Annotated in this window: 18 protein-coding genes; 7 read left to right on the forward strand and 11 right to left on the reverse strand. The window is 63.4% G+C overall.

All coding sequences use genetic code 11. The features are described from left to right. Positions 1–9: 9 nt before the first annotated feature. On the reverse strand, positions 10–792 hold the full coding sequence (locus tag AA098_RS08730) for an aldolase (RefSeq protein ID WP_004577435.1): 783 nt from the start codon (positions 790–792) through the stop codon (positions 10–12). A 513-nt stretch (positions 793–1,305) separates the two neighbouring features. After that, positions 1,306–3,450, reverse strand: coding sequence for a bifunctional mannitol-1-phosphate dehydrogenase/phosphatase (mtlD, locus tag AA098_RS08735; protein ID WP_064614061.1), 2,145 nt, complete (start codon positions 3,448–3,450; stop codon positions 1,306–1,308). A 396-nt stretch (positions 3,451–3,846) separates the two neighbouring features. Between mtlD and AA098_RS08740 the strand changes: the two genes are divergently transcribed. Next, positions 3,847–4,110 (forward strand): DUF3144 domain-containing protein, encoded by a 264-nt coding sequence (locus AA098_RS08740; protein WP_064614062.1) that lies wholly within the window; start codon positions 3,847–3,849, stop codon positions 4,108–4,110. Positions 4,111–4,129: 19 nt separating this feature from the next. Here the strand turns inward: AA098_RS08740 and AA098_RS08745 are convergent, their stop codons facing one another. Continuing rightward, complete coding sequence (locus AA098_RS08745; RefSeq protein ID WP_003247268.1) at positions 4,130–5,023, reverse strand: LysR family transcriptional regulator; 894 nt, start codon at positions 5,021–5,023, stop codon at positions 4,130–4,132. Between the two features lie 147 nt (positions 5,024–5,170). On the opposite strand from AA098_RS08745, the gene AA098_RS08750 reads away from it, so the two are divergent. The 4 genes from AA098_RS08750 (at position 5,171) to AA098_RS08765 (ending at position 10,365) form a co-directional block, all read left to right on the forward strand. Continuing rightward, on the forward strand, positions 5,171–6,250 hold the full coding sequence (locus AA098_RS08750; protein ID WP_082916875.1) for a 4-oxalomesaconate tautomerase: 1,080 nt from the start codon (positions 5,171–5,173) through the stop codon (positions 6,248–6,250). A gap of 71 nt (positions 6,251–6,321) precedes the next feature. After that, positions 6,322–7,629 (forward strand): dicarboxylate/amino acid:cation symporter, encoded by a 1,308-nt coding sequence (locus AA098_RS08755; RefSeq protein ID WP_064615175.1) that lies wholly within the window; start codon positions 6,322–6,324, stop codon positions 7,627–7,629. Between the two features lie 114 nt (positions 7,630–7,743). Then, positions 7,744–9,048 carry a CitMHS family transporter gene (locus tag AA098_RS08760; protein ID WP_064614064.1) on the forward strand — a complete coding sequence of 435 codons (1,305 nt, stop codon included), beginning with the start codon at positions 7,744–7,746 and terminating at the stop codon, positions 9,046–9,048. Positions 9,049–9,111: 63 nt separating this feature from the next. Continuing rightward, complete coding sequence (locus AA098_RS08765) at positions 9,112–10,365, forward strand: OprD family porin (RefSeq protein ID WP_064614066.1); 1,254 nt, start codon at positions 9,112–9,114, stop codon at positions 10,363–10,365. A gap of 52 nt (positions 10,366–10,417) precedes the next feature. Here the strand turns inward: AA098_RS08765 and AA098_RS08770 are convergent, their stop codons facing one another. Beyond that, positions 10,418–10,666, reverse strand: coding sequence for a CsbD family protein (locus tag AA098_RS08770; RefSeq protein ID WP_004577442.1), 249 nt, complete (start codon positions 10,664–10,666; stop codon positions 10,418–10,420). A 145-nt stretch (positions 10,667–10,811) separates the two neighbouring features. After that, positions 10,812–11,267 carry a redox-sensitive transcriptional activator SoxR gene (gene soxR / locus AA098_RS08775; protein ID WP_004577443.1) on the reverse strand — a complete coding sequence of 152 codons (456 nt, stop codon included), beginning with the start codon at positions 11,265–11,267 and terminating at the stop codon, positions 10,812–10,814. 84 nt (positions 11,268–11,351) lie between these two features. On the opposite strand from soxR, the gene AA098_RS08780 reads away from it, so the two are divergent. Then, positions 11,352–12,449, forward strand: a complete 1,098-nt coding sequence (locus AA098_RS08780) for an efflux RND transporter periplasmic adaptor subunit (protein WP_064614068.1) — start codon at positions 11,352–11,354, stop codon at positions 12,447–12,449. Further along, a complete protein-coding gene (locus tag AA098_RS08785; RefSeq protein ID WP_064614070.1) occupies positions 12,446–15,529 on the forward strand; it encodes a MexW/MexI family multidrug efflux RND transporter permease subunit in 3,084 nt (1,027 codons plus the stop codon). Before AA098_RS08780 ends, AA098_RS08785 begins: the two co-directional genes overlap by 4 nt. A gap of 53 nt (positions 15,530–15,582) precedes the next feature. Here the strand turns inward: AA098_RS08785 and AA098_RS08790 are convergent, their stop codons facing one another. From AA098_RS08790 to AA098_RS08815, 6 genes are all read right to left on the reverse strand, one after another. Next, on the reverse strand, positions 15,583–16,320 hold the full coding sequence (locus AA098_RS08790) for a GntR family transcriptional regulator (RefSeq protein WP_064614072.1): 738 nt from the start codon (positions 16,318–16,320) through the stop codon (positions 15,583–15,585). Positions 16,321–16,413: 93 nt separating this feature from the next. Continuing rightward, on the reverse strand, positions 16,414–17,928 hold the full coding sequence (locus AA098_RS08795) for a DHA2 family efflux MFS transporter permease subunit (RefSeq protein WP_004577446.1): 1,515 nt from the start codon (positions 17,926–17,928) through the stop codon (positions 16,414–16,416). Beyond that, entirely contained in the window at positions 17,918–19,063 is a 1,146-nt protein-coding gene (locus tag AA098_RS08800) for an HlyD family secretion protein (RefSeq protein WP_064614074.1), read from the reverse strand. The genes AA098_RS08795 and AA098_RS08800 overlap by 11 nt, the downstream gene beginning before the upstream one ends. Positions 19,064–19,269: 206 nt before the next feature. Further along, entirely contained in the window at positions 19,270–20,688 is a 1,419-nt protein-coding gene (locus AA098_RS08805; protein WP_082916876.1) for an efflux transporter outer membrane subunit, read from the reverse strand. Between the two features lie 103 nt (positions 20,689–20,791). Further along, complete coding sequence (locus AA098_RS08810; RefSeq protein ID WP_060545404.1) at positions 20,792–21,502, reverse strand: helix-turn-helix transcriptional regulator; 711 nt, start codon at positions 21,500–21,502, stop codon at positions 20,792–20,794. Positions 21,503–21,671: 169 nt separating this feature from the next. Further along, positions 21,672–22,058 (reverse strand): cupin domain-containing protein, encoded by a 387-nt coding sequence (locus AA098_RS08815; protein WP_003247285.1) that lies wholly within the window; start codon positions 22,056–22,058, stop codon positions 21,672–21,674. Positions 22,059–22,152 lie beyond the last annotated feature (94 nt).

The following is a 22,152-nucleotide window of genomic DNA, read 5'->3' on the forward strand; positions in this document are numbered from 1 at the left end:
CAGCTTCGATCAGCCCAGGCAGTCGCCATGGGCACGCAAGGCACGGCGCGCGTAGTAGCTGAAGGCAGCACCGTGACGTTTGGGGGTGGAAATCCAGTCGTGGGCCTCTTTGCCCAGTGCTTCGGGGATGGGGCGGATGTCACCGGCGCCCATGGCCAGCAGTTGCATCTTTGCTGCCCGCTCGAACAGCAGGGCGAGCACGCAGGCTTCCTCGATCGAACGCCCAGCGATCAGCAGGCCATGATGGGAAAGCAGGATTGCGCGCTTGTCGCCAATCGCGTTCGCGATGATTTCGCCTTCTTCGTTGCCCACCGGCACACCGGGCCATTCCTTGAGGAATGCACAGTCGTCGAACAGGGGGCACAGGTCCATGTGCGAGATGGCCAGCGGAACTTCCAGCATCGACAAGGCGGCGCTGTGCAACGGGTGGGTGTGGATGATGCAGTTGACGTCGGGGCGGGCGCGGTACAGCCAGCTGTGGAAGCGGTTGGCCGGGTTGGCCATGCCACGGCCTTGCAGCACCGTCAGGTCTTCGTCCACCACCAGCAGGTTGGAGGCAGCGATTTCGTCGAAGCCAAGCCCCAGTTGTTGGGTGTAGTAGGTGCCAGGTTCCTGCGCGCGCGCAGTGATCTGCCCGGCCAGGCCAGAGTCGTGGCCGCCGTCGAACAGGATGCGGCAGGTGAGGGCGAGCTTTTGTCGCACGGTGTAGGTGTTGTCGGTCAGCGCCGTCAGCATCTGTTGCTGGGCGAGTTTGACAAGCTGGTCCTTGGGGGTGTGCATGGTGGTCGTCATGGGCGGTACCTGCAGGGAAAAGGGCGGGCGCTGGCTGATCGTCGTGATGGCGCTGCCAGGACACACAGCGATCTTAATGACACCTTGTGTCATTAGCAAGCCTTGTGTCATATCAAGTGAAGGTCGGCAGGCGTCATGGGGAATGGAGTGTTCAGGCTGTCCATGCCGCAGCGGCTGCGGCAGAGGTTGAATGCAGGATTCGGGCATGCAGGCATGCGTGGTACGTTCTGTTAGCAAAACCACGAGATGCTGAAACCTGGCGCGATCAAGTTGGGCGCGGGCTTGCCCCGCGAACACCGGCGAAGCCGGTGCCATTCACCGCGCTGGATTCTTCGCGGGCAAGCCCGTTCCTACAGGTATCGCGCAGGCTTGAGGCTGATGCAATACCTGTGGGGACAACGGTCTTGCACAACACCTGAAAGCTAGCGCGATCAAGTTGGGCGCGGGCTTGCCCCGCGAACATCGACGGAGCCGGTGCCATTCACCGCGATGGTTTCAGGCATATGCAGTACCTCATGCGCCTATGCAAAGGTCATCCCGTCGGGTGGCCATATCCCTTTGCGGGTACTGCCGGAAAGCATCTGAAATGGCGGTGATCAGCTGCGCATCCGTGATCGGGTCCAGCCCTGGAAAACGCTTGCCATTACAGTCACTGTCATGCGTAAGCACGGCCTCGACGCTGGTGTGGTTATCCCGATAAACCTGCCTGATCGCCCGGGCTTCCTGATCCTTGTCGTCCTCGCATTGCAGGGCATGGTGAATGGCCAGGGCCGCGCCAAACGCCAGGGCCGGGGTTGCAATACCGTGCTTGCGGGCAAGGTCGATGCTGCTGAGGATGCGTTCGTTGCGTTGCAGCTTGCGCAAGGGGTCGCGGCCTACCCGGGCGCAGGGGTCTTTGAACGAGGTTTTGCAGCGCTCGAGGAATGCCTCGGCAAAGCGGCTGACCACCTCGGCCATCTGTGGGTATTCGGCCACCAGTGCGGGCGCGACCTCCTGGCGAATCAGGCGCTCGGCCAACTCACTCACCCGCGCATCGCCCATGCCCTGGCCGACCCAGGCATGGCCCAGCAGGCTGGCGTACCAGGCCACGATGGCGTGCGGGCCGTTCCACAGGCGGTTCTTGATGATCTGGATCTGGGCAATGTCTGGCACTGTCTTCACTTGGCGCAGGCGTTCGAGCAGATCGCTGCCGCGCTCCGCGTAAAGCGGCATGTCGGCTTCGCTGTTGAACAGCACCAGATGCAGCTGGCTCATGGCGCTGCTGGGCTGTGCAAAGGGCCTGAAGTGGCCGATCAGCCGTTCGTACTCCGGTAGCGGCGCTGAAGGTTTGCAGGTGCTTGCGGGCTCGTCTTCCAGGCTGTTCTGGAACATCTGCGACTTGATGCGCAGTTGCCGCACCAGTGCGTCATTGCCCAGTTTGGACACGATGCGGCTGACCACCGTTTCGGCGAAATGGGTCTTCTGCAAAACCTGCTCGCTGATCGCAGGCGGGCACAGTAACGCCAGCTCGGCTTGCACATGACGCCGCACGAACGCCGCACCGCCAACCTTGTTCAGCACGATCAGCAGGGTCAGCTCGCGGCCACGGCGCTCGAAGCGTTGCAGCAGGCCTTGGGCGATCACCCTGGCCTGGCTTCTGATGGCCTGCTCGGGCAGGCTCAGGCCGATGATTTCGGCAGTGGTGTACATGCTGATGACCGCGTCGTCATCGTCCATGTCGATCATGCGCACGTTGTCGATGGTCTGGTCGAACGATGTGGCACCGTAGCGCACGCTGTAGCGGCCGAAGGCGCTGACGCTTTCGCGCAGCATGCGCGAGCGGGTTGCGGCAATGATTTCACGCGGTCGGGTGTAGCCGTCCCAATGGGAAAATACCTGCGTCAGGTAACCGCCGCCGATGGCGCCGAAACCATGAATGCCCACGCTGAACTGGTTCATCGAGGCCGGGAACGGCTCACTCAATGCAGGCATGCCCAGGTCGGGTACGCACGCGCTCAGGTCGGCGAGAAATTCATGCATGCTGCGGTAGGCTTTGAGCGCGCCCGCCTTGATTTCCGGCGCAGGCGGCTTGATGTCCTCGATCAGGATCGCCTGCCCTTCGGCGCGCATCGCCGACAGCATGCCGTTTTCCGAGTCTTCGACCATGAAGCACTGGCCTGGCTCGCAATTGAGCGCGCGGGCGGCTTTCAGGAAAATCTCGGGGTGGGGTTTGCCTTGGCTGACTTCATCGCCACAAACGGTGATGTCGAAGTACTTCAGCACGTTGGCGTTGATCAGGTATTCCTCGGCGATGGCACGGCGGCTGGAGGTGGCCACTGCCATGGTCAGGCCCGACTTGCGCAGGCGCTCCAGCACCTCCAGCAGGCCGGCCTTGATCGGTACGCCGTGATTGCGCACGTACGCCAGCTCAAGTTCATCGGCGCGTTGGCGGATTTGTGCGTACGGGAAGTCGTCGCCGTTATGCGCCTTGGCAAGGGCTTCGGCCTTTTTTGCGCTCAGGCCCAGCGAGCCAATCAGGGTGTGCTCGCTCAGCGCTTTGCCGAAGATTTCCAGAGACGCTTGTTTGAGTGTCTTGAAGCGCAGGCGCTCGGTGTCGAAGAGGGTGCCATCCATATCGAAGATGGCGCTGAAGATGTGTTTACCGTGAAAGAAAAGCATTGGTTGTTGCCCCTTGTCGTTGCGTCAGGCATCCCGCCTGCAACAGGCGAGAACGGTGTGTGAGCTGCAGTGGAGGCAGTCAGGTCGGGGGCACACGTTCGATGGGGGGACGCTCAGGAGTGACGCAGAGGTAAGGCGGGGCGGAGCGGGGCGTGCAGAGGAGGTTGGCAACCGTTGAGGCGAGGTGGGTGGCGCGTTTGGCCTTGAGGTCACGCCCACTGGCTGCAGTCGGTTTCGCAGGCAGTGGGCGCAAATAGCGATGGATACGTGTGATTCCAAGCATGAGGTGCTTTGCTTCCTTTTCGTCATGGGTGATCCTTTTTCAGCCTTGCACGTATGCGCCGCGACATGCAAGGCTTGGCCTCCCGCTCGCATTGCGCAACAAGGTGAACCCCAATGACCCAAGCTACCGACCAGGCCTTTTACGATCGCGCCGATGCGCACATCGAACTGGCGAACCAGCAGATCGAAAAGTTCGAAGACCTGGGCAAGGTCAGCGCCTGGATGAGCGCCCGCAGCTTCAAGAGCGGCGCGGAGCTGGGGGCGGCACGGGAAGAGATTCTGAAGTACTTCTGTGATCAGTACCGGATGATGCTCGAGGACAACCTCGATGAGCATATCGAGCATTTTGACCGGTACATGCTGGGTAAGAACGACTAAGCCAGGCGCGCCGCTCCCCTCAGCGATTTGGCCATTTCTGCAGCAGGATCGAAACGAATTTCTCCGCAGCCGGCGACAGCGATGCGCCGCGCCGGTACACCAGCCCTAGCGTGCGGGTGACTTGCGGCTCGATCAACGGCACGCTCACCAGCGTGGGGTGGTCGGCATTGGGCATGGCCAGGCTGGGCATGGCGGACACGCCCAGCCCGGCCTCGACCATGCCCAGCGACGTGGACAGGTGTTGCACTTCGTAGAACCACTTGGGCCGCAGGTTGAGCCCGGACAACGCATGGTCCAGCAGCATGCGGTTGCCACTCAGGCGGCCGACGCCGATCAGGCGGTAATCAGCCAGCTCTGTCCAGGTAACGGAGGCGCGGTTCGCTAGTGGGTGGTCACGCCGGCAGGCCAGTACAAAGTGCTCCTGCACCAGCGAGACAAACTCGATGTCCGGGTGCTGGCCGCTCATCATGTTGATGCCGAAGTCGGCCTCGCCGCGCAGCACGGCTTCGAGCCCGTCGTTGGCGCTAAGGTCCAGCAGGCGAATGCGGATTTTCGGGTATTGCTCGTTGTAATCGCGGATCACCGACGGCAGGAAGTAGAACGCCGCGGTAGGAATGCAGGCGAGGGTAACCTGACCGGTCTGGCGCTCGGCCAGCTCGCGGATGCTGAGGATCGAGTCTTCAAAATCATCCAGCAAGCGCCTGGCCTTGGGCAGGAAGTCGCGGCCCACGCTGGTCAGGCTGACCCGGCGAGTGGTGCGTTCCAGTAGCGAGGTGCCCAGGCCTTCCTCCAGCTTCTTGATCCGCCGGCTCAGGGCCGGCTGGGACAGGTGAAGCGCTTCGGCGGCCTCATGAAAACTGCCCAGTTCGGCGATTTTCACGAAAGATCTGATGTCTTGCAGCTCATATTCCATAAGAAACCCTTCGACTGGCCTGGCGCTTTATTTATGTTTTAATCGCAATAATAGCTACGATATTTGCATTGGATTGATTTATCCATCCCTGTCACTCTTTTGCTCACAGCATCAATGATGTCCATTGATCAACAAGAGTGCGAAATCATGCAACGAATTCCTTGCGTACTCATGCGCGGCGGTACCTCCAAAGGGCCTTTCTTCCACGCCTGGGACCTGCCTGCCAATGTGGTCGAGCGCGACGAGTTGCTGATCAACCTCATGGGCTCTGGCCATGAGCTGGAAATCGACGGCATCGGTGGCGGCAGCCCGCAGACCAGCAAGGTGGCGATCATCAGCCCGTCATTGCACGCCGACGCCGACGTCGACTACCTGTTCGTGCAGGTGATGGTCGCACAGCGCCGGGTCGATACGGCCCCCAACTGCGGCAACATGCTGTGTGCGGTTGGGCCATTCGCCATCGAACAGGGGTTGGTAAAAGGCCAGGAAGGCAAGACCTTGGTGCGCATCCGTAACCTCAACACTGGCACCTTCGTCAATTCGTTGGTCGAAACGCCCGGCGGTATCGTGCGCTACGAAGGCCGTACGGCGATCGATGGGGTGCCGGGCACTGCCGCCCCGGTGCACCTGACCTTCCTCGACGCGGTCGGCAGCAAGACCGGCAAGCTGTTCCCCACGGGCAAGGCCCAGGACGTGATTGATGGTGTGCCGGTGACCTGCATCGACATGGCCATGCCGATGATGGTGGTGGAGGCCAGCCAGTTGGGTGTCAGCGGCTCGGAAACCCCGGCTCAGCTGGACGCCAACAGCGCGCTGCTCGAACGCCTGGAAGCGTTGCGGCTGAAGGCCGGAAAGGCCATGGGCCTGGGCGATGTCAGTGGCATGGTCATCCCCAAGCCAGTGCTGGTGTCCAAGCCGCGCTACGACGGCACGCTGCAGGTTCGCTATTTCATGCCGCACAATTGCCATCGTGCCTTGGCGATCACGGGAGCGGTGGGGCTGGCGACTGCCTGCGTCAGCCCTGGCACCGTGATTGCCGACCTGTTGGGCGAAGGCGCGCAGCAACTGGCCGAGGTCCGCCTGGAGCACCCAAGTGGCGGCATCGATGTTGCGCTGACGCGCAGCGGTACCGAGGGCCAGACGATCCAGGCTTCGGTGGTGCGAACCGCCCGCCGGCTCTTCTCAGGGTTCGTCTACGCCCCTACATTCCGCAGGTTGGCCGGGTAGCTCCAGGCACCGATTCAGACCTGCACATTCGTAACAAGCGCATCCGCACAATTTCAACAATGGGTGATGCCATGAGACTCGCCAAATCGCTGTATTTCCAGATTCTCTGCGCCGTCCTGCTGGGCGTGGTGGTCGGACACTTCTGGGCGCAACAGGCCGTGGCCCTCAAGCCGCTGGGTGATGCGTTCATCAAGCTGATCAAGATGATGATCGCGCCGGTGGTGTTCTGCACCATCGTCACCGGCATCGCCGGCATGACCGACAAGCGTTCCCTGGGGCGCTTGATGAGCAAGACCCTGCTGCTGTTCCTGGGGCTGACGGTGGTCAGCCTGGTGATCGGACTGGCGGCGGTTTACCTGTTCAAGCCAGGTGCCGGCATGAACATCGATCCTGCCACCTTGAGCACAGCGGGCCTGAGCCAGTACACCGCGTCGGCTGCCAAGCTGAGCGTGGTGGACTTCTTCATGCACATCATCCCGGACACCTTCATCGGTGCCTTCAACAAGGGTGAGGTCTTGCCGGTCCTGTTCATCGCCGTACTCAGCGGTTTCGCCCTCTCGTCGATGGGCGAAAAGGGCAAGCCGGTACTGGACGTTCTGGAGTCGGCCTCGACCATGGTGTTCCGCATCTTCGGCTACCTGATGCGCTTTGCCCCGATCGGCGCTTTCGGCGCACTGGCATTCACCGTGGGCCAGTACGGCATTACGTCCCTTGGCGCGCTGGCCAAGCTGGTGGGGACGTTGTACATCGCCTGCGCGTTCTTCGTGCTGGTGGTGCTCGGTGGCATCTGCCGCGCCCATGGCTTCAGCCTGTGGAGGTTGCTGCGCTATTTCCGCGAAGAGTTCCTGGTGGTGCTGGGTACTTCCTCCACCGAGCCGGTGCTGCCGCGCATGCTCGAGAAACTCGAGAAGCTTGGGTGCAAGAAAGGCGTGGTTGGCCTGGTGCTGCCCACTGGCTACTCGTTCAACCTGGACGGTACTGCCATCTATCTGTCGTTGGCAGCCGTGTTCATCGCGCAGGCCTGCAACATCGACCTGAGCCTGGGCCAGGTAGTCACCATGCTTGCGATCATGCTGCTGTCCTCCAAGGGCGCGGCAGGTGTCACCGGCAGCGGTTTCGTGGCCTTGGCCTCGACCCTTACCGTGATCCATGACATTCCCGTGGCCGGCCTGGCCCTGTTGATCGGGGTCGACCGCTTCATGTCGGAAGCCCGTGCGCTGACGAGTCTTGCCAGCAACGCAGTGGCGACGGTGGTGGTTTCGCTGTCGGAAAACGCCTGTGACCGCCAGACGCTGCACAGCCGCCTGAACGGCGAGCCGGTGGTCAGCCCCGTCGCTGAAACGGCCGACTGGGTCGCCGAACCACGCCGCCACGGCTGAGCCTCGACACCCTCAAGCTTTTCACAGGCCCCCACCAGGCGTTGCCGGGTGGGGGTCAGGGGGCCGTCTGCGCTGCAGGTGGCCACATAGACAATAAAAACAAGAGAACAAACCATGCTCGCACTTCTGGGCCTGATCATGGTGGTGACCTTCACCTACCTGATCATGAGTAAACGCCTGTCCCCGATCGTCGCACTGACCATCGTGCCGATTGTTTTCGCCCTTATTGGCGGTTTTGCGCCAGACCTGGGCAAGATGATGCTCGATGGGCTGAAAATGGTCGCACCGTCTGCCGCGCTGCTGCTGTTCGCCATCCTGTTCTTCGGCCTGATGATCGACGCCGGCCTGTTCGACCCGCTGATCCGCAAGATTCTCAAGCGGGTGAATGGCGACCCGATCAAGATCGCTATCGGCACCGCTCTGCTGTCGCTGCTGGTGGCGCTGGACGGTGATGGCACCACGACTTACATGATTACCTGCGCTGCCATGCTGCCGCTGTACAAGCGCATCGGCATGAACCCGATGATCCTGGCGACCGTATCGATGCTGTCATTGAGCATCATGAGCGGCATGAGCCCGTGGGGTGGTCCCGCCACCCGTGCCATTGCCGCGCTCGGTCTGGATGCGACTGACTACTTCATTCCGATGTTGCCCACCGTCATCGGTGGGGCGGCGTGGGTCGTGTTCACCGCCTACCTGCTGGGCCGTGCCGAGCGCCGGCGTATCGGCAATATTGCCCTGGAGTCCGGTGGCGGCAACTGCTACATCAAGGAAATCCTTGGCGACAACCCGCACAAGCGCCCGCGCCTTGCCTATGTGAACCTGGTGCTGGTGATCGCCGTGATGACCGCGCTGGTGCTGGGGCTGATGCACGCGGCCATCCTGTTCATGATCGGTTTCGTCGCCGCACTGATGATCAACTACCCGCAGCTGGACCTGCAGAAAGAGCGCATCCTCGCCCATTCGGGCAACGCCATGACCGTGGTGCTGCTGGTGTTCGCCGCAGGCATCTTTGCCGGTATTTTCTCGGGTACCAAGATGGTCGATGCATTGGCCCAGACGCTGGTGGACTGGATTCCGGATGCGTGGAGCCACTGGTTCCCGCTGGTGGTGGCGCTGACCAGCATGCCGCTGACCTTCGTGCTGTCCAACGACGCGTACTACTTTGGCGTTGTGCCGATCCTGGCCAATGCCGCGGCCGCGTACGGCATCGACCCTGTAGAGATCGCCCGCGCTTCGGTGCTGGGGCAGCCGGTGCACCTGATGAGCCCATTGGTAGCCTCGACCCTGCTGCTGGTGGGCATGGTCGATCGCGACATCGGCGACTTCCAGAAAGCCACTGTGAAATGGGCGGTGCTCACCTCGCTGGTGATCACGGCGCTGGCACTGCTGACGGGCGCCTTGTCCTTCTTCGTCTGAACGCTTCTGGTGCTGCCAGGCGCAACGCCTGCTCATCCCTAAAACAACAATAGAGTACCGATCATGTCCCGAGCTGTGTTCCGTGGGGCCACCTGTGGCCTGCTGTGCGGCTGGCTGCCTGTTGCCGGCGCTTCCGGTTTTGTCGATGACAGCAAGCTCAAGCTGCAGTTGCGCAACGTGTATTTCAACGAGAATTTCCGTGACGAGCAGGGTATGAGCGCCCGCGCCGCCGCCACAGCCAAAAGCGAACGGGTGGAGTGGGCTCAAGGCTTTCTGCTCGATTACCAGTCCGGCTTCACCCAAGGCACCCTCGGCCTGGGTCTCGACGCCTTGGGCCTGGTCGGCGTCAAGCTCGACTCCGGCCGTGGGCGCAGCGGCACCGGGTTGCTGCCAGTGCATGACGATGGCCGCGCGGCCGACGAATTCGCCAGCGCCGGTATCACGGCCAAAGCCCGCCTGGGCAGCACCGTGGTCAAGCATGGCACCTTGCTGCCCAAGACACCGGTACTGGTGTACAACGATGCACGCCTGCTGCCGCAGACTTACCAGGGAACCCAGCTGACCAGCACCGACATCGACAACCTCACCCTTACCGCTGGCCACCTGGACCGCTTCAAACAGCGCGACTCATCCAATAGTACCGGGTTGTACCTGGACGGGTATGGCGGCCCAGCGTCTGGTGACTTCAGCTTCGCCGGTGCTGACTATGCCGTCAGCAAGCAACTGCGCCTGAGTTATTTCCATGGCGAGTTCGAGCATTTCTACCGCCAGGACTTCGCCGGGCTGGTGCACGACCTGCCGCTGGGCGGCGGCGTGCTGACCACCGACCTGCGTTACTTCAAAAGCCGCGACAGCGGTACGGCGTATGGCGGTGGCATCGACAACGACATGTTCAGCGGCCAACTGTCGTACGCCCACTCCGGGCATACCGTCGGCGCAGGTTACCAGGTGCTCGATGGTGAAGCGGGCCTGCCGTATATCAGTGGGGCAACGGTCTATTCGTTCAGCAACGTCGGCATCGGCAAGTTCATCGAAGAGGAAGAGAAGACCTGGATGGCCAGCTACGCCTACAACTTCGCTGCCGCCGGGGTGCCGGGGCTGACCTTCATGACGCGCTACCTGAGTGGCGACAATGGCCGCTCAGGTGGCGAGGGCATCAAAGAATGGGAGCGTGACGCCGAGATTGCCTACGTGGTGCAGGGTGGGCCGCTGAAAGGGCTGGGCGTAAAGCTGCGAAACTATGTGTATCGATCAGATTTCGCCCGCGGCCGAGACAGCAATCGCCTTTACCTGACCTACGATATCGCCATCTGGTGATGGCGCAGGCCGGACAAGATATCCGGCCCTGAACCGCCTGAGGCGCCGTGGTTCAGCGGCGCAGCAGGCGAGAGACCACCAGTGTGACGGCGGCGGTGATGGCCAGTGCGGCGAAGGGCTTTTCCTTGACGAACGAGGACACCGTGTCCAGGGTGTCGCCGTAGGACTTGGTCAACTGGCCTGCGGCCTGACGCGCATCGCCTTCGGCTTCCAGTGCCGGGTCTTCGACCAGGCGACCTACGGCGCTTTGCGCCTTGCCAGCCAGGTCCTCTGCTACACCTTCGATCTGTTCGCGTTTCATGATGGCTTAGTCCTTCCTGTGAGCGGCTTTGGGTTAACAGCACAGGGTTAGGGCGGTGAATCGCCGCAATGGTTCAAAGCAACTGTTTGTCACCTGCAGGTCATGCGCGCCGGCAAAGGGGCGCACCTGGCATGAGCGCGCGAGGCTAGCGGGCCTTCTTTTCGAGGATTCGTGCCCCGGTCCCTTCCTTGCCCAGCACATCCTCGGGGTTGCGCAGCGGGCAGTCTTCCAGCGACAGGCAACCGCAACCAATACAGTTGTCGAGGCTGTCGCGCAGTGCTTCCAGTGTGCGAATGCGGGCATTCAGGTCTTCGCGCCAGGCCGTGGACATCTCGCCCCATTGCGCGGCCGTGAGCTTGCTGTTGGGGGCATAACGGCTGAAGGCCTGTTTGATTTCCTCCAGCGCAATACCCGTGCGCTGGGCCACTTTGATGATCGCCAGGGTACGCAGCACCAGCGAGGGATAGCGGCGCTGGTTGCCTGCCGTACGGACGCTGGCGATCAGCCCCTTGGTTTCGTAGAAGTGCAGCGCAGATACCGCCACGCCGCTGCGCTTGGCCACTTCACCCACTGTGAGCATCCGTGTGTTGTCCGCTGCCATGCCTGTTGACCTCAAGTAAAGTTGAGCTTTTATAGTCCTGCCCGATCTTCCCTGCAACCGCTTTCCCTGTGATCGGAGCTGTGCATGAACAAACGGACGTTACTGGCCTGGGCCGGCGCTATTGCCGGTGCGCTGGCCGCTGCCTATGCGCTGGTGGGAAGCGGCTCGGCGCCACCCGCTGCGGCGGTGTGGCCGGCGACCAAGGTGGCGCTGGCCACGGCCGAGCAGGTGCAACTGGCGCGGCAGCGCTTTGCTTCGGGGGAGTTGGAGGCGGTCAACCAGGTGCAGGTGGCGGCCGAGATGCCAGGGCGTATTACCCGCATCGCCTTCGAGTCGGGGCAGACAGTCGCGGCCGGGCAGTTGCTGGTGCAGCTCAACGACGCGCCCGAGCAGGCCCTGCGCGTGCAGTTGCAGGCCAGGTTGCGTAACGCTGACGTGGTGCTGCAGCGCAGCCGCAAACTGCGCGCGATGAATGCCGTGTCGCAAGAGCTGCTGGACAACGCCGCCACGGCCGTGGACGTGGCCCGTGGTGAGCTGCAGCATGTCGAGGCGCTGATCGCGCAGAAGGCCATTCGTGCTCCGTTCGCCGGCAAGCTCGGCATCCGCCGTGTGCATCAGGGCCAGTACCTGGGCGCTGGCGAGACCATCGTCAGCCTGGCCGACATCAGCCAGTTGCATGTGAACTTCGCCTTGGGCGAGCAGGCCGCCCCCGAAGTGCACGCCGGGCAAGTGCTGGCACTGACGGTGGATGCGGTGCGTGGGCAAGACTTCCAGGCGCGGGTGGTGGCGGTCGACCCGGTGGTCAGCACAGCACGCCTTGTGCAGGTACAGGCGGCCTTGTCGAACCCGCAAGGGCAGTTGCAGCCGGGTATGTATGCCGGCGTGCGGCTGGATGCTGCGCAGCCGTCGACCGTGCTGGCCGTGCCGGAAACCGCAATCACCTACACCGCCTATGGGCAGACGGTGTTTGTCGCGACCCAGGACCCGCAGCATGGCACCCGGGTGAGCCGGGTGCAGGTAACCACCGGTGAGCGCTGGCAGGGGCGGGTGGAAATCACCTCCGGCCTGACGCCCGGTGACCGTGTGGTGGTTTCCGGCCAGCTGAAACTGAGTGATGGCATGCCGGTCGAGCCAGTGGCGCAGGACAGCCTGCAGGCCAGCCAGGGAGGGCGGCAGTCGTGAGGTTTACCGACGTCTTCGTGCGCCGCCCGGTGCTGGCGCTGGTGGTCAGCAGCCTGATCATCCTGATGGGGCTGTTTGCCATGGGCAAGTTGCCGATCCGCCAGTATCCGTTGCTGGAAAGCTCGACCATTACCATCAGCACCGAGTACCCCGGTGCCTCCGCCGAGTTGATGCAGGGTTTCGTGACGCAGCCGATCACCCAGGCAGTGTCGTCGGTCGAAGGCATCGACTACCTGTCCTCGTCGTCGCAGCAGGGGCGCAGCCTGATCACCTTGCGCATGGTGCTCAACCGCGATTCGACCCAGGCGCTGGCCGAAACCATGGCCAAGGTCAACCAGGTGCGCTATCGCCTGCCGGAAAAAGCCTACGACCCGGTGGTGGAACTGTCAGCAGGCGACTCCACTGCCGTGGCCTATGTGGGGTTTGCCAGCGACAGCCTGTCGATACCGGAACTGAGCGATTACCTGTCGCGGGTGGTGGAACCGCAGTTCTCCAGTATCGACGGCGTGGCCAAGGTGCAGTCGTTCGGCGGGCAGCGCCTGGCCATGCGCCTGTGGCTGGACAGTGAGCAGATGGCTGGGCGCGGGGTGACGGCGGCGGACGTGGCGCAGGCGGTACGTGCCAACAACTACCAGGCAACGCCGGGCCAGGTGCGTGGGCAGTACGTGCTGGCCGATATCCAGGTGGACACCGACCTGACCCGGGTCGAAGACTTCCGTGAGCTGATCATCCGTAACGATGGCACCGACCTGGTGCGCCTGCGCGATATCGGCACCGTCGAGCTGAGTGCGGCGGCCACGCAGACCAGTGCCACCATGGACGGCAAACCTGCCGTGCACCTGGGGCTGTTCCCCACGCCCAGCGGCAACCCTCTGGTGATCGTCGAGGGTATTCGCCAACTGCTGCCACAGATCCAGCAGACCTTGCCGCCTGGCGTGAACGTGGCGCTGGCCTATGAAACCGCACGCTTCATCGATGCGTCGATCCATGAAGTGCTGCGCACCTTGGTGGAGGCGATGCTGATCGTGGTGTTGGTGATCTGGCTGTGCCTGGGTTCGCTGCGCAGCGTGCTGATCGCGGTGGTGGCTATTCCGCTGTCGATGCTGGGGGCCGCGGGCCTGATGTTGATGTTCGGTTTCAGCCTCAACCTGCTGACCTTGCTGGCGATGGTGCTGGCCATCGGCCTGGTGGTGGACGATGCCATTGTGGTGGTGGAAAACGTGCATCGGCATATCGAGGAGGGCAAGTCGCCGGTCGCGGCAGCATTGGCCGGGGCGCGGGAAATCGCCGGGCCGGTGATCGCCATGACCCTGACCCTGGCGGCGGTGTATGCGCCCATTGGCTTGATGGGCGGGCTGACCGGCACGCTGTTCCGTGAGTTTGCCTTGACCCTGGCGGGGGCGGTGATCGTGTCCGGCATTGTGGCGCTGACCTTGTCGCCGGTGATGAGCTCGCTGTTGCTGCAGCCCGGTCAGCAGCATGGCGCCATGGCCACTCTCGCCGATCGGTTGTTTGGCACGCTGAGCGGGGCCTATGGACGGGTGCTGGCCTACACGCTGGCACACCGCTGGATCAGTGGCGGCGTGGCGTTGCTGGTGTGCCTGAGCCTGCCCTGGCTGTACCTGCTGCCCCAGCGCGAGCTGGCGCCACCCGAGGACCAGGCGGCGGTGCTGACCGCCATCAAGTCGCCGCAGCATGCCAGCCTCGAATACGCAGAACGCTTTGCGCTAAAGCTCGACCAGGTGATGAAGTCCATTGCCGAAACCACCGACACCTGGATCATCAACGGCACCGACGGCCCGGCCGCCAGTTTCGGTGGCATCAACCTCAGCGCCTGGCAGGCGCGCGAGCGTTCCGCCGCACAGGTGCAGGCGCAGTTGCAGCAGGCCGTTGCGGATATCGAGGGCAGCAGCATCTTCGCCTTCCAGGTCGCGTCGCTGCCGGGCTCCAGCGGTGGCCTGCCGGTGCAGATGGTGCTGCGCAGCTCCCAGGATTACCCCGAGCTGTTCCAGACCATGGAAGTGCTCAAGCAACGCGCCCGCGACAGCGGCCTGTTCGCCGTGGTGGACAGCGACCTCGACTACAACAACCCGGTGGTCAAGGTACGCGTGGACCGGGCCAAGGCGGCGAGCCTGGGCATCAGCATGCAGGCCATTGGTGAGTCGCTGGGGGTGCTGGTGGGCGAGCAGTACCTCAACCGCTTCGCCCTGTTCGGGCGCTCTTATGACGTGATCCCGCAGAGTATCCAGGACCAACGCCTGACGCCTGCGGCGCTGAGCCGCCAGTATGTGCGCGCCGAAGATGGCAGCCTGGTGCCGCTGGCTACGTTGGTGCGCCTGGATATCGAAGTGGCACCCAACCGCCTGTTGCAGTTCGATCAGCAGAACGCCAGTACCCTGCAGGCAATCCCGGCCCCGGGTGTATCGATGGGCAACGCTGTGGCATTTCTGGAACAGCTCACCGCCGAGCTGCCACCGGGCTTCAGCCACGACTGGCAATCGGAATCGCGCCAGTATGTGCAGGAGGGCTTTGCCTTGATGTGGGCATTTCTCGCCGCCCTGGTGGTGATCTATCTGGTGCTGGCGGCGCAGTACGAAAGCCTGGTCGACCCCCTGATCATTCTGGTGACCGTGCCGCTGTCGATCTGCGGTGCGCTGCTGCCGCTGGCGCTGGGCTGGGCCACGCTGAACATCTACACACAGATTGGCCTGGTGACGCTGATCGGCCTGATCAGCAAGCACGGCATCCTGATGGTGGCGTTCGCCAACGAGATTCAGGTGCGCGACAACCTCGATCGTGCCGCCGCCATTGTTCGTGCGGCGCAAATACGCTTGCGGCCAGTGCTGATGACCACGGCGGCGATGACTTTTGGCGTGCTGCCACTGCTGTTCGCCAGCGGCGCCGGCGCCAACAGCCGTTTCGGGTTGGGGGTGGTGATTGTGTGCGGGATGCTGGTGGGGACCTTGTTCACCTTGTTCGTGCTACCGACGATCTACGCCTGGCTGGCACGCGATCACCGGGTGAGCACGGCGCGGGCGAGGCAGTTGGTCGAAGCTGAAAGGCAACTGGGGGCGCTTTAGGCGCAACGGCCTGTTCATCAGCTGAAAGTTGAACCATCCCTGTACGAGCGGGTTCAGGCGGGGGAGCGGTCGCGGCGCATCTGGGTGACCAAGGTAAAGCGGTCATCCGGGTGCACGGTCTCTGAGACCGCCATCAAATCACCATTTTCCTCGCGGTATTGGCGGATGATCTTCAGCCCCGGTGAGCCCGCCTCTGCCTTCAGCGCCCTGACCATTTCCGCTGTCAGCAACACCGCGCGCACCCGCTGGTCGACCACTGCGATTGCCCGGCCATAGTGCTGTTCGATCAACCCGACAATGAGTTGGTCGGGGTGCTCGCGGGCCAGTTCGACGACCGCGGTGTAGTCGCGCGGCGCATACACGTCGGTCCAGCACAGCGGCGCGGCAGGGTGCTGCCTGTCGACGCGGAGGCTCGATACGCAGAAGTAATGCTCCCCCGGCACCAGCCCCAGCCTCGCCGCCTCGCTCAGGTCGGCGACAAAGTGGCGCACGTTCTGGATTTCCCGCTGCTGGGTGTCTGCCAGGTGCGCCAGGTCAGCCACACTGGCTAACGTCTGCGAATAGCCGCCGCGCGGGCTGCTGGCCTCCACGCGTGTGCCCACGCGCTTGCGGCGCGACACCAGCCCTTGGGTGAGCAACTGGTCGATAGCGGCACGCACCGTGTGCCGGCTCACATTGTAAAGGTCGCACAGTTCGAACTCGGTCGGCAGCAGGCTGCCTACTGGGTAGCGGCCGCTGGCAATCGCTTGCATCAAGTCCTTTGCCACGGTGGAGTAGCGCGTCGGGTTCATACCTTTGCTCGGGTTCGCCAATTTCATCGGTTGACAGTGTAACAGCGGCCGAATACCGAACGCTTCGGTCGCCTACAGAGGTCGATACTGCCTTCAATGCTGCTGTCTGGCCCGCAGCAGCAACGCTGCAAGGGCACACCCGACCAATGCCAGGCACGCCAGGTAGAACGCATCACTGTAGGCCATCAGGTAAGCCTCTCGTCGAATGGTTGCCGCCAACGCTTCCAGCATTTGCTGCTGAGGCGGCAGCCAGCTTTGCACCGTCTGGTTGATACGTGCCTGCACGCTTGGCTCAAACAGCGTCACCTGCTCGTGAATGCGCTCACTGTGAAAGCGTTCACGGGTCGCCACCAGTTGCGTCAACCCGGCCGTACCGATGGCGCCACCCAGGTTGCGCAACATCGAGAACACCGCCGAGGCTGAGCCGGCTTCACGCTTGTCCAGCCCGGCCACCGCCAGCACCGATAACGCAACCATGATGAAAGGCTGGCCAATACCGCGCACCACCGTGGACGGGATGATCACGTTGTCGGCACTGTCGGCGCTCAGGCTAGCCCCCAGCCAGCAGCCCAGCGCCATGATCAAAAAGCCGCTGGCGACCATGAACTTGGCACTGGTCCAGCCCATCAGCCGGGGCATCAACGGCGCCAGCAGCAACTGCACCACGCCATAGGCGATCAGCGCCACGCCCACGTCGTGCGCGCTGAACCCCTGCAACTGCGACAGGTAGTTGGGCACCAGGAACACCAGGCCGAACGTGGCAGCGCCAAAGATGAACATCGCCACGCTGGCAACGCCGAAGTTGTAGTGCCCGAGCAAGCGCAGGTTGATGAACGCGCGCTGGCCGAACAGCTGGGTCACCACGAACACCACCAACGCAATGGCAGCGACCACGCTCATGCCGACAATGAGCGGCGAGCCGAACCAGTCCAGCCGACCGCCTTCTTCCAGCACGATCTGCAAGCCGCCCAGGCCGATCACCATGGCCGCGATACCCAGCCAATCACCTTTGCGTAACAGTTCGAGCTTCATCGGCTTGGCTTCGATCGACCAGGCGATGGCCAGCAGCAGTGCAATGCCGGGGAAAAGTTGCAGATAGAAGATCCAGCGCCACGAATAGGCATCGGTCAGCCAGCCGCCAATCGACGGCCCGGCGGCCTGCGCCACGCTGTTGGCCAGGCTGAACAGCGCCATGCCCATGGCCATCTTGCTGGCCGGCAGTTCGGTGATGATCAGCTGGAACGACAGGGGAATCAGCACCGCGCCCGCAGCCCCCTGGATCACCCGGATTACAATCATCGCCTCCAGGTTGGGCGCCCATGAGCAGGCCACCGAGGCGATCAGAAAGATGAGCGAGCCGGTCCACATGACCCGGCGCAGCGAGAACACGTCCACCAACCAGGCCGTCAGCGGAATCATCACGATTTCCGCCACCAGGTAGGCGGTGGAAATCCATGAGCCTTCCTCGAAGCTGGCACCCAGCGAGCCGCGGATTTCCGGCAGGGCGGCGCTGGTGACATGCACGTTCATGCCCGCCATGAAGCAGCCGAACAGGCCGCCAAGCACCGCTACCCAGGCACGCAGCGAGACCGTTTGCTCAGTGCGCATCGGCAACCTCTGCGGGGCGTGTGTCGACTGTACTGACCACTGACATGCCGGGCAGTACCTGCGGGCCATCCAACGGTTTGTCGAGCAAAATGCGCACCGGGAAACGCTGGACGATCTTGGTGAAGTTGCCGGTGGCATTGTCCGACGGCAGCAAGGCGAAGACATTGCCCGAGGCTGGCGAGAAACTGGCCACATGGCCATGCAGTGGCTGGCTGGCGAAGCTGTCTACATGTATTTCTACCGGTTGCCCGGGGCGCATGCGGGCCAGTTGGGTTTCCTTGTAGTTGGCCACCACATAGGCTTGTTGCAGGGGCACCACAGCCAGCAGCGGCTGGCCCGGCACCACGTACTGGCCGGTGCGCACGCGGCGTTGGCCGACCACGCCGGTGATCGGCGCGCGGATCACCGTGTCCTGTTCGTCTTGCTCGGCAAGCTGCTGGTGGGCCAGGGCGCGTGCCAGGGCCGCTGCCCGTTGTTGCAGCTCGGCCTCGGCCTGGGCTGACCGGGCCTTGGCCATGGCCAGTTGAGCGCGTTGCTGGCGCAGCGCGGCCTGGGCACCTTGCCGTGCGGCTTGTGCCTGGCTGGCATGGGCGCTGGCGGTTTCCAGGCGCTGCATGGTCGCTGCATCGTCACGCACCAGGCCACGGTAGCGTTGGACATCCAGTTCACAGCGGCGCTGTTCGGCGCTGGCGCTGCGCACGACGGCCTCGGCCTGCAGGATGGCTTGCTGTTGCTGGTCGATGCGCTCGGTCGCCACCTGTTGGCTGGCCTGGGCGGCGGCCAGTGCCGCCTGTGCCTCGGTCACGCCAGCCCGGGCCTGGTCGAGGCGGGCGCGGTAGTCGCGGTTTTGCAGGCGCACCAGCACATCGCCGGCTTTCACCGGCTGGTCGTCAGCCACCTCGACCTCGGCTACGTAGCCCGCCACGCGTGGGCTCAGGGCCACCCAGTCGGCGCGGACGTAGGCATCGTCGGTGGTTTCCAGGTAGCGGCCGGTGCTGAACCAGTAGCAGGTGAAGGCCAGCAGGGTGATTGCGGCCAGGCTGCCGCTGGCGATGACTGCCAGGCGGCGACGGGTTCTAGCGCTCGGCCTCTGTTCAGTTTCGGCGGGTGAGGGTTTGTCTACGGCAACATTCATGGTTGGTTTCCATTCTCGAATTGGGCCTGCTGGCTGTCCGTTGTGGGAGCCACTGTCTTGCTCAATTTCTAAAAGCTGGCGCGATCCGTGTGGGAGCGGGCTTGCCCGCGAACACGGGCGAAGCCCGTGCCATCCACCGCGGTGTATTCTTCGCGGGTAAACCCGCTCCTACAGTGGGCGGTGCTCGCTGTTGGTCTTGCTTCTCGCTACCACCGCCCGCCCAGCGCGCGGAACAGGTTTACCTGCGCTTGCGCCAGGCGCCCTCGGGCTTCTGTGTGGCTGGCCCGCAGGCTGATCATTTCGCGCTCGCTGTCGAGCAGGGCCAGCCCGTCCACGGTGCCGGCACGGTAGTTACCCTGGGCCAGGGCAAAGCTGTGCTGGCTGTGCACCAGGGCTGCGTCCAGCGCCTGCAAGCGTTGTCGCTCGCCGTCGTAGCGGGCCAGTGCCTGGCGCACGTCTTTCAGCGCGCTCAGCGCCACGCCGTGGTAACGGGCGAACTGCGCCCGCTGCAATGCCTCGGCTTTGCTCACCCGTGCGCGGTTGGCCTGCAGGTTGGGAAATTCCCAGCGGATCAGCGGGCCAATGCCGAACATCACCGCGCGGCTGGCGCCGAGGTTGGCAAGGTGATGGTCTGAAGACGTCAACGAAGCGCCGAAGCTGACCTTTGGGTAAAGGTCAGCCCGCACGATGTCGGTCTCCAGGGTGGCCGCCTGCAGTTCCCGTTCGGCCTGGCGCACATCTGGCCGGCGTTCGAGCAAATGCCAGCCATCGCCAGCCGGCAGCGGCGCCGACAGCGTGGGGATGGCTACGCAGGTCGTGGCTTCGGCCACCGAGGCCTGGCCACTGAGCATGCTCAGTTCGTAAAGCGCCATCTGCCGCCGGGCTGAGAGCATCGGCAGTTGCGCACGCACCTGCTCCCGCAAGCCCAACAGGCGCTCGCTGTCGAGGGCAGTGGCCACACCGGCCTGGCGCTGACGCTGGCTGAGTTGCACGCTGTGGTCGAGGGTTTGCAAGGCCTGCTTCGCTGCCTCCAGGCGGGCCGCGTAGGTGCACTGGTCGATGTAGGCGCGGGTGGTCTGGGCGACTACCTGCAGGCGTACCAGGTCTAGTGCCGCAGCGCTGGCTTCGGCTTGCACCCGGGCACGTTGGATGGCGGCGCGTACCTGGCCCCAGATATCCACCTGATAGGCCAGCTCGATGCCCGGGTTGAATTGCCATTGTGACGGCGCGTTGCTGTCGGTCGCCTCGGCCAGCGTCTGGTCATCGGCGCTTCTTCCATAGGTAGCGGCAACGCCCATCGCGGTAGACGGCCAGCGCCTGGCGTCGAACTCGCCGATGCCGGCCAGAATGGCCTGCACGTTGGCCTCGGCCTGTGCCAGGCCTTGGTTGTGCGCCAGGGCTTGCTGTACCCAGCGGTTGAGTTGGGGGTCTTGATACAGTGCCCACCAGCGTTCGGGCAGGGGCTGTTTGCTGACGCTGGCCGGCATGTTCGCCAGCGGGTCTGCCTGCAGCGCTGGAGGTGGTTCGGCAGGCGTGGGTTGGTGGCCGCACGCCGCGAGTGCAGCGAGCATGCCGAGGGCTGTGGCAAGCCGGGCAGGGCCTGGAAATGAGTGCAGTAAGGGCATCACGATTGTCGCTCAAAGGTCGTGATGCGAGGTTAACGAGGGTTGCATGGGCGTCGCTGTCGCAAGCGGGACAACCCTGCGCGCAAGCGGGACAACCTGAGGCTCAGTGCTCGCGCGCGGTACCGTTTTGCCAATCACTCGGTGCATGGCCGAGGATGCGCTTGAACATGGCAGTAAATGCACTGGCGCTCTGGTAGCCGTGCTCCAGCGCAACGTTCAGGATCGGCTTGCCATCGGCCAGGCACTGCTGGCTGAGCATCACCCGGGCACGGGCGCGCCATTGGCCATACGACATGCCCACCTCGCGCTGGAACAGCCTGGCCACACTGCGGGCACTCATGTTCAGTTGTGCGCCGCATTGTTCCAGGGTCAGGTCCTGGGCCGGGTCCTGCAGGAAGCGCTCGCACCAGGCACGCAGGCGTCCGTGCTGCGGCGTAGGGACGAAGGCATCGATGCGCCGGGCGGCGGCGAGTTCGTACAGGATCAGCGCACGAGCATGCGCGCCGTCGCGCAGGTTCAGCACCCGTGACGCCGCCAGGATCAGTTCGCGCAGCAGGCCGGACACGACGATGACCTGGCAGCGTTCGATGTGGGCATCGAGCAGCAAGGTGCGCAGGTAGACCACGCCCTCCATGCGGATGGCATGGCTGACCCCCGCAGGCATCCACAAGGCATGCCCGCCGGGGATCACCCAGCTGCCGCCCTCGCTGCTGACCCGCATCACGCCGCTGGCGGCGTAGATCAGCTGGTCTTCGGCGTGGCAGTGGCTGGCCACTTCATCGCCGTGTCCGTAGTCCATTTCCAGTGCTTGCATGCAGGTTACCCTCGTTATTGGATCCAATTATATCGAGGCGAACCTGTGCCGGGTTGCGAAGTGTGGGCGGCGAGCGAATTGCCATGGTTACAAATCGCAATAAGGCGATTGTTCATGGTTAATTATTGCTGTGAAGTTAGAGACCTCAGCTTGAAAGTGGTGAATGTTGTTAAATCCAGACATCGCTCTGTGCTGTGCGATCCCCCCCTTCATGACCGGTATTCAGAATGCCCCGCGGTTCGATCATCATCAGTTTCGCTTCGCCTTGCGCGGCGGTCCGGTGCTCGACGCCGCGTGGCACCACATAGAGTTCCCCAGGGTTCACATGCACGCAGCCATCCGGCAGGTCGATACGCAGGGTGCCTTCCAGCACCAGGAATGCTTCGTCGGTCTCCGGGTGCGCGTGCCAGATGAATTCGCCTTCGATGCGCACGACCTTGAACTGGTAATCGTTCATCTCGGCAACGACCCTGGGGCTCCATTGCTGTTCGATAAGCGCGGCCTTGTGGACCAGGTTCACTGGCAGGGAGGGGTGTGGGTGACGGGACTCAGGCATGACAGTTCCTCGGAAAGTGGAGTGGTCAGCCTATCGCGCCGGGCGAGTCCGGTTCTTGTACGATCCTGCACGCCTGCTCCCACGGGATACGCGG

Origin of the sequence: Pseudomonas sp. JY-Q (assembly GCF_001655295.1) — a bacterium.
GTDB lineage: Bacteria > Pseudomonadota > Gammaproteobacteria > Pseudomonadales > Pseudomonadaceae > Aquipseudomonas > Aquipseudomonas alloputida.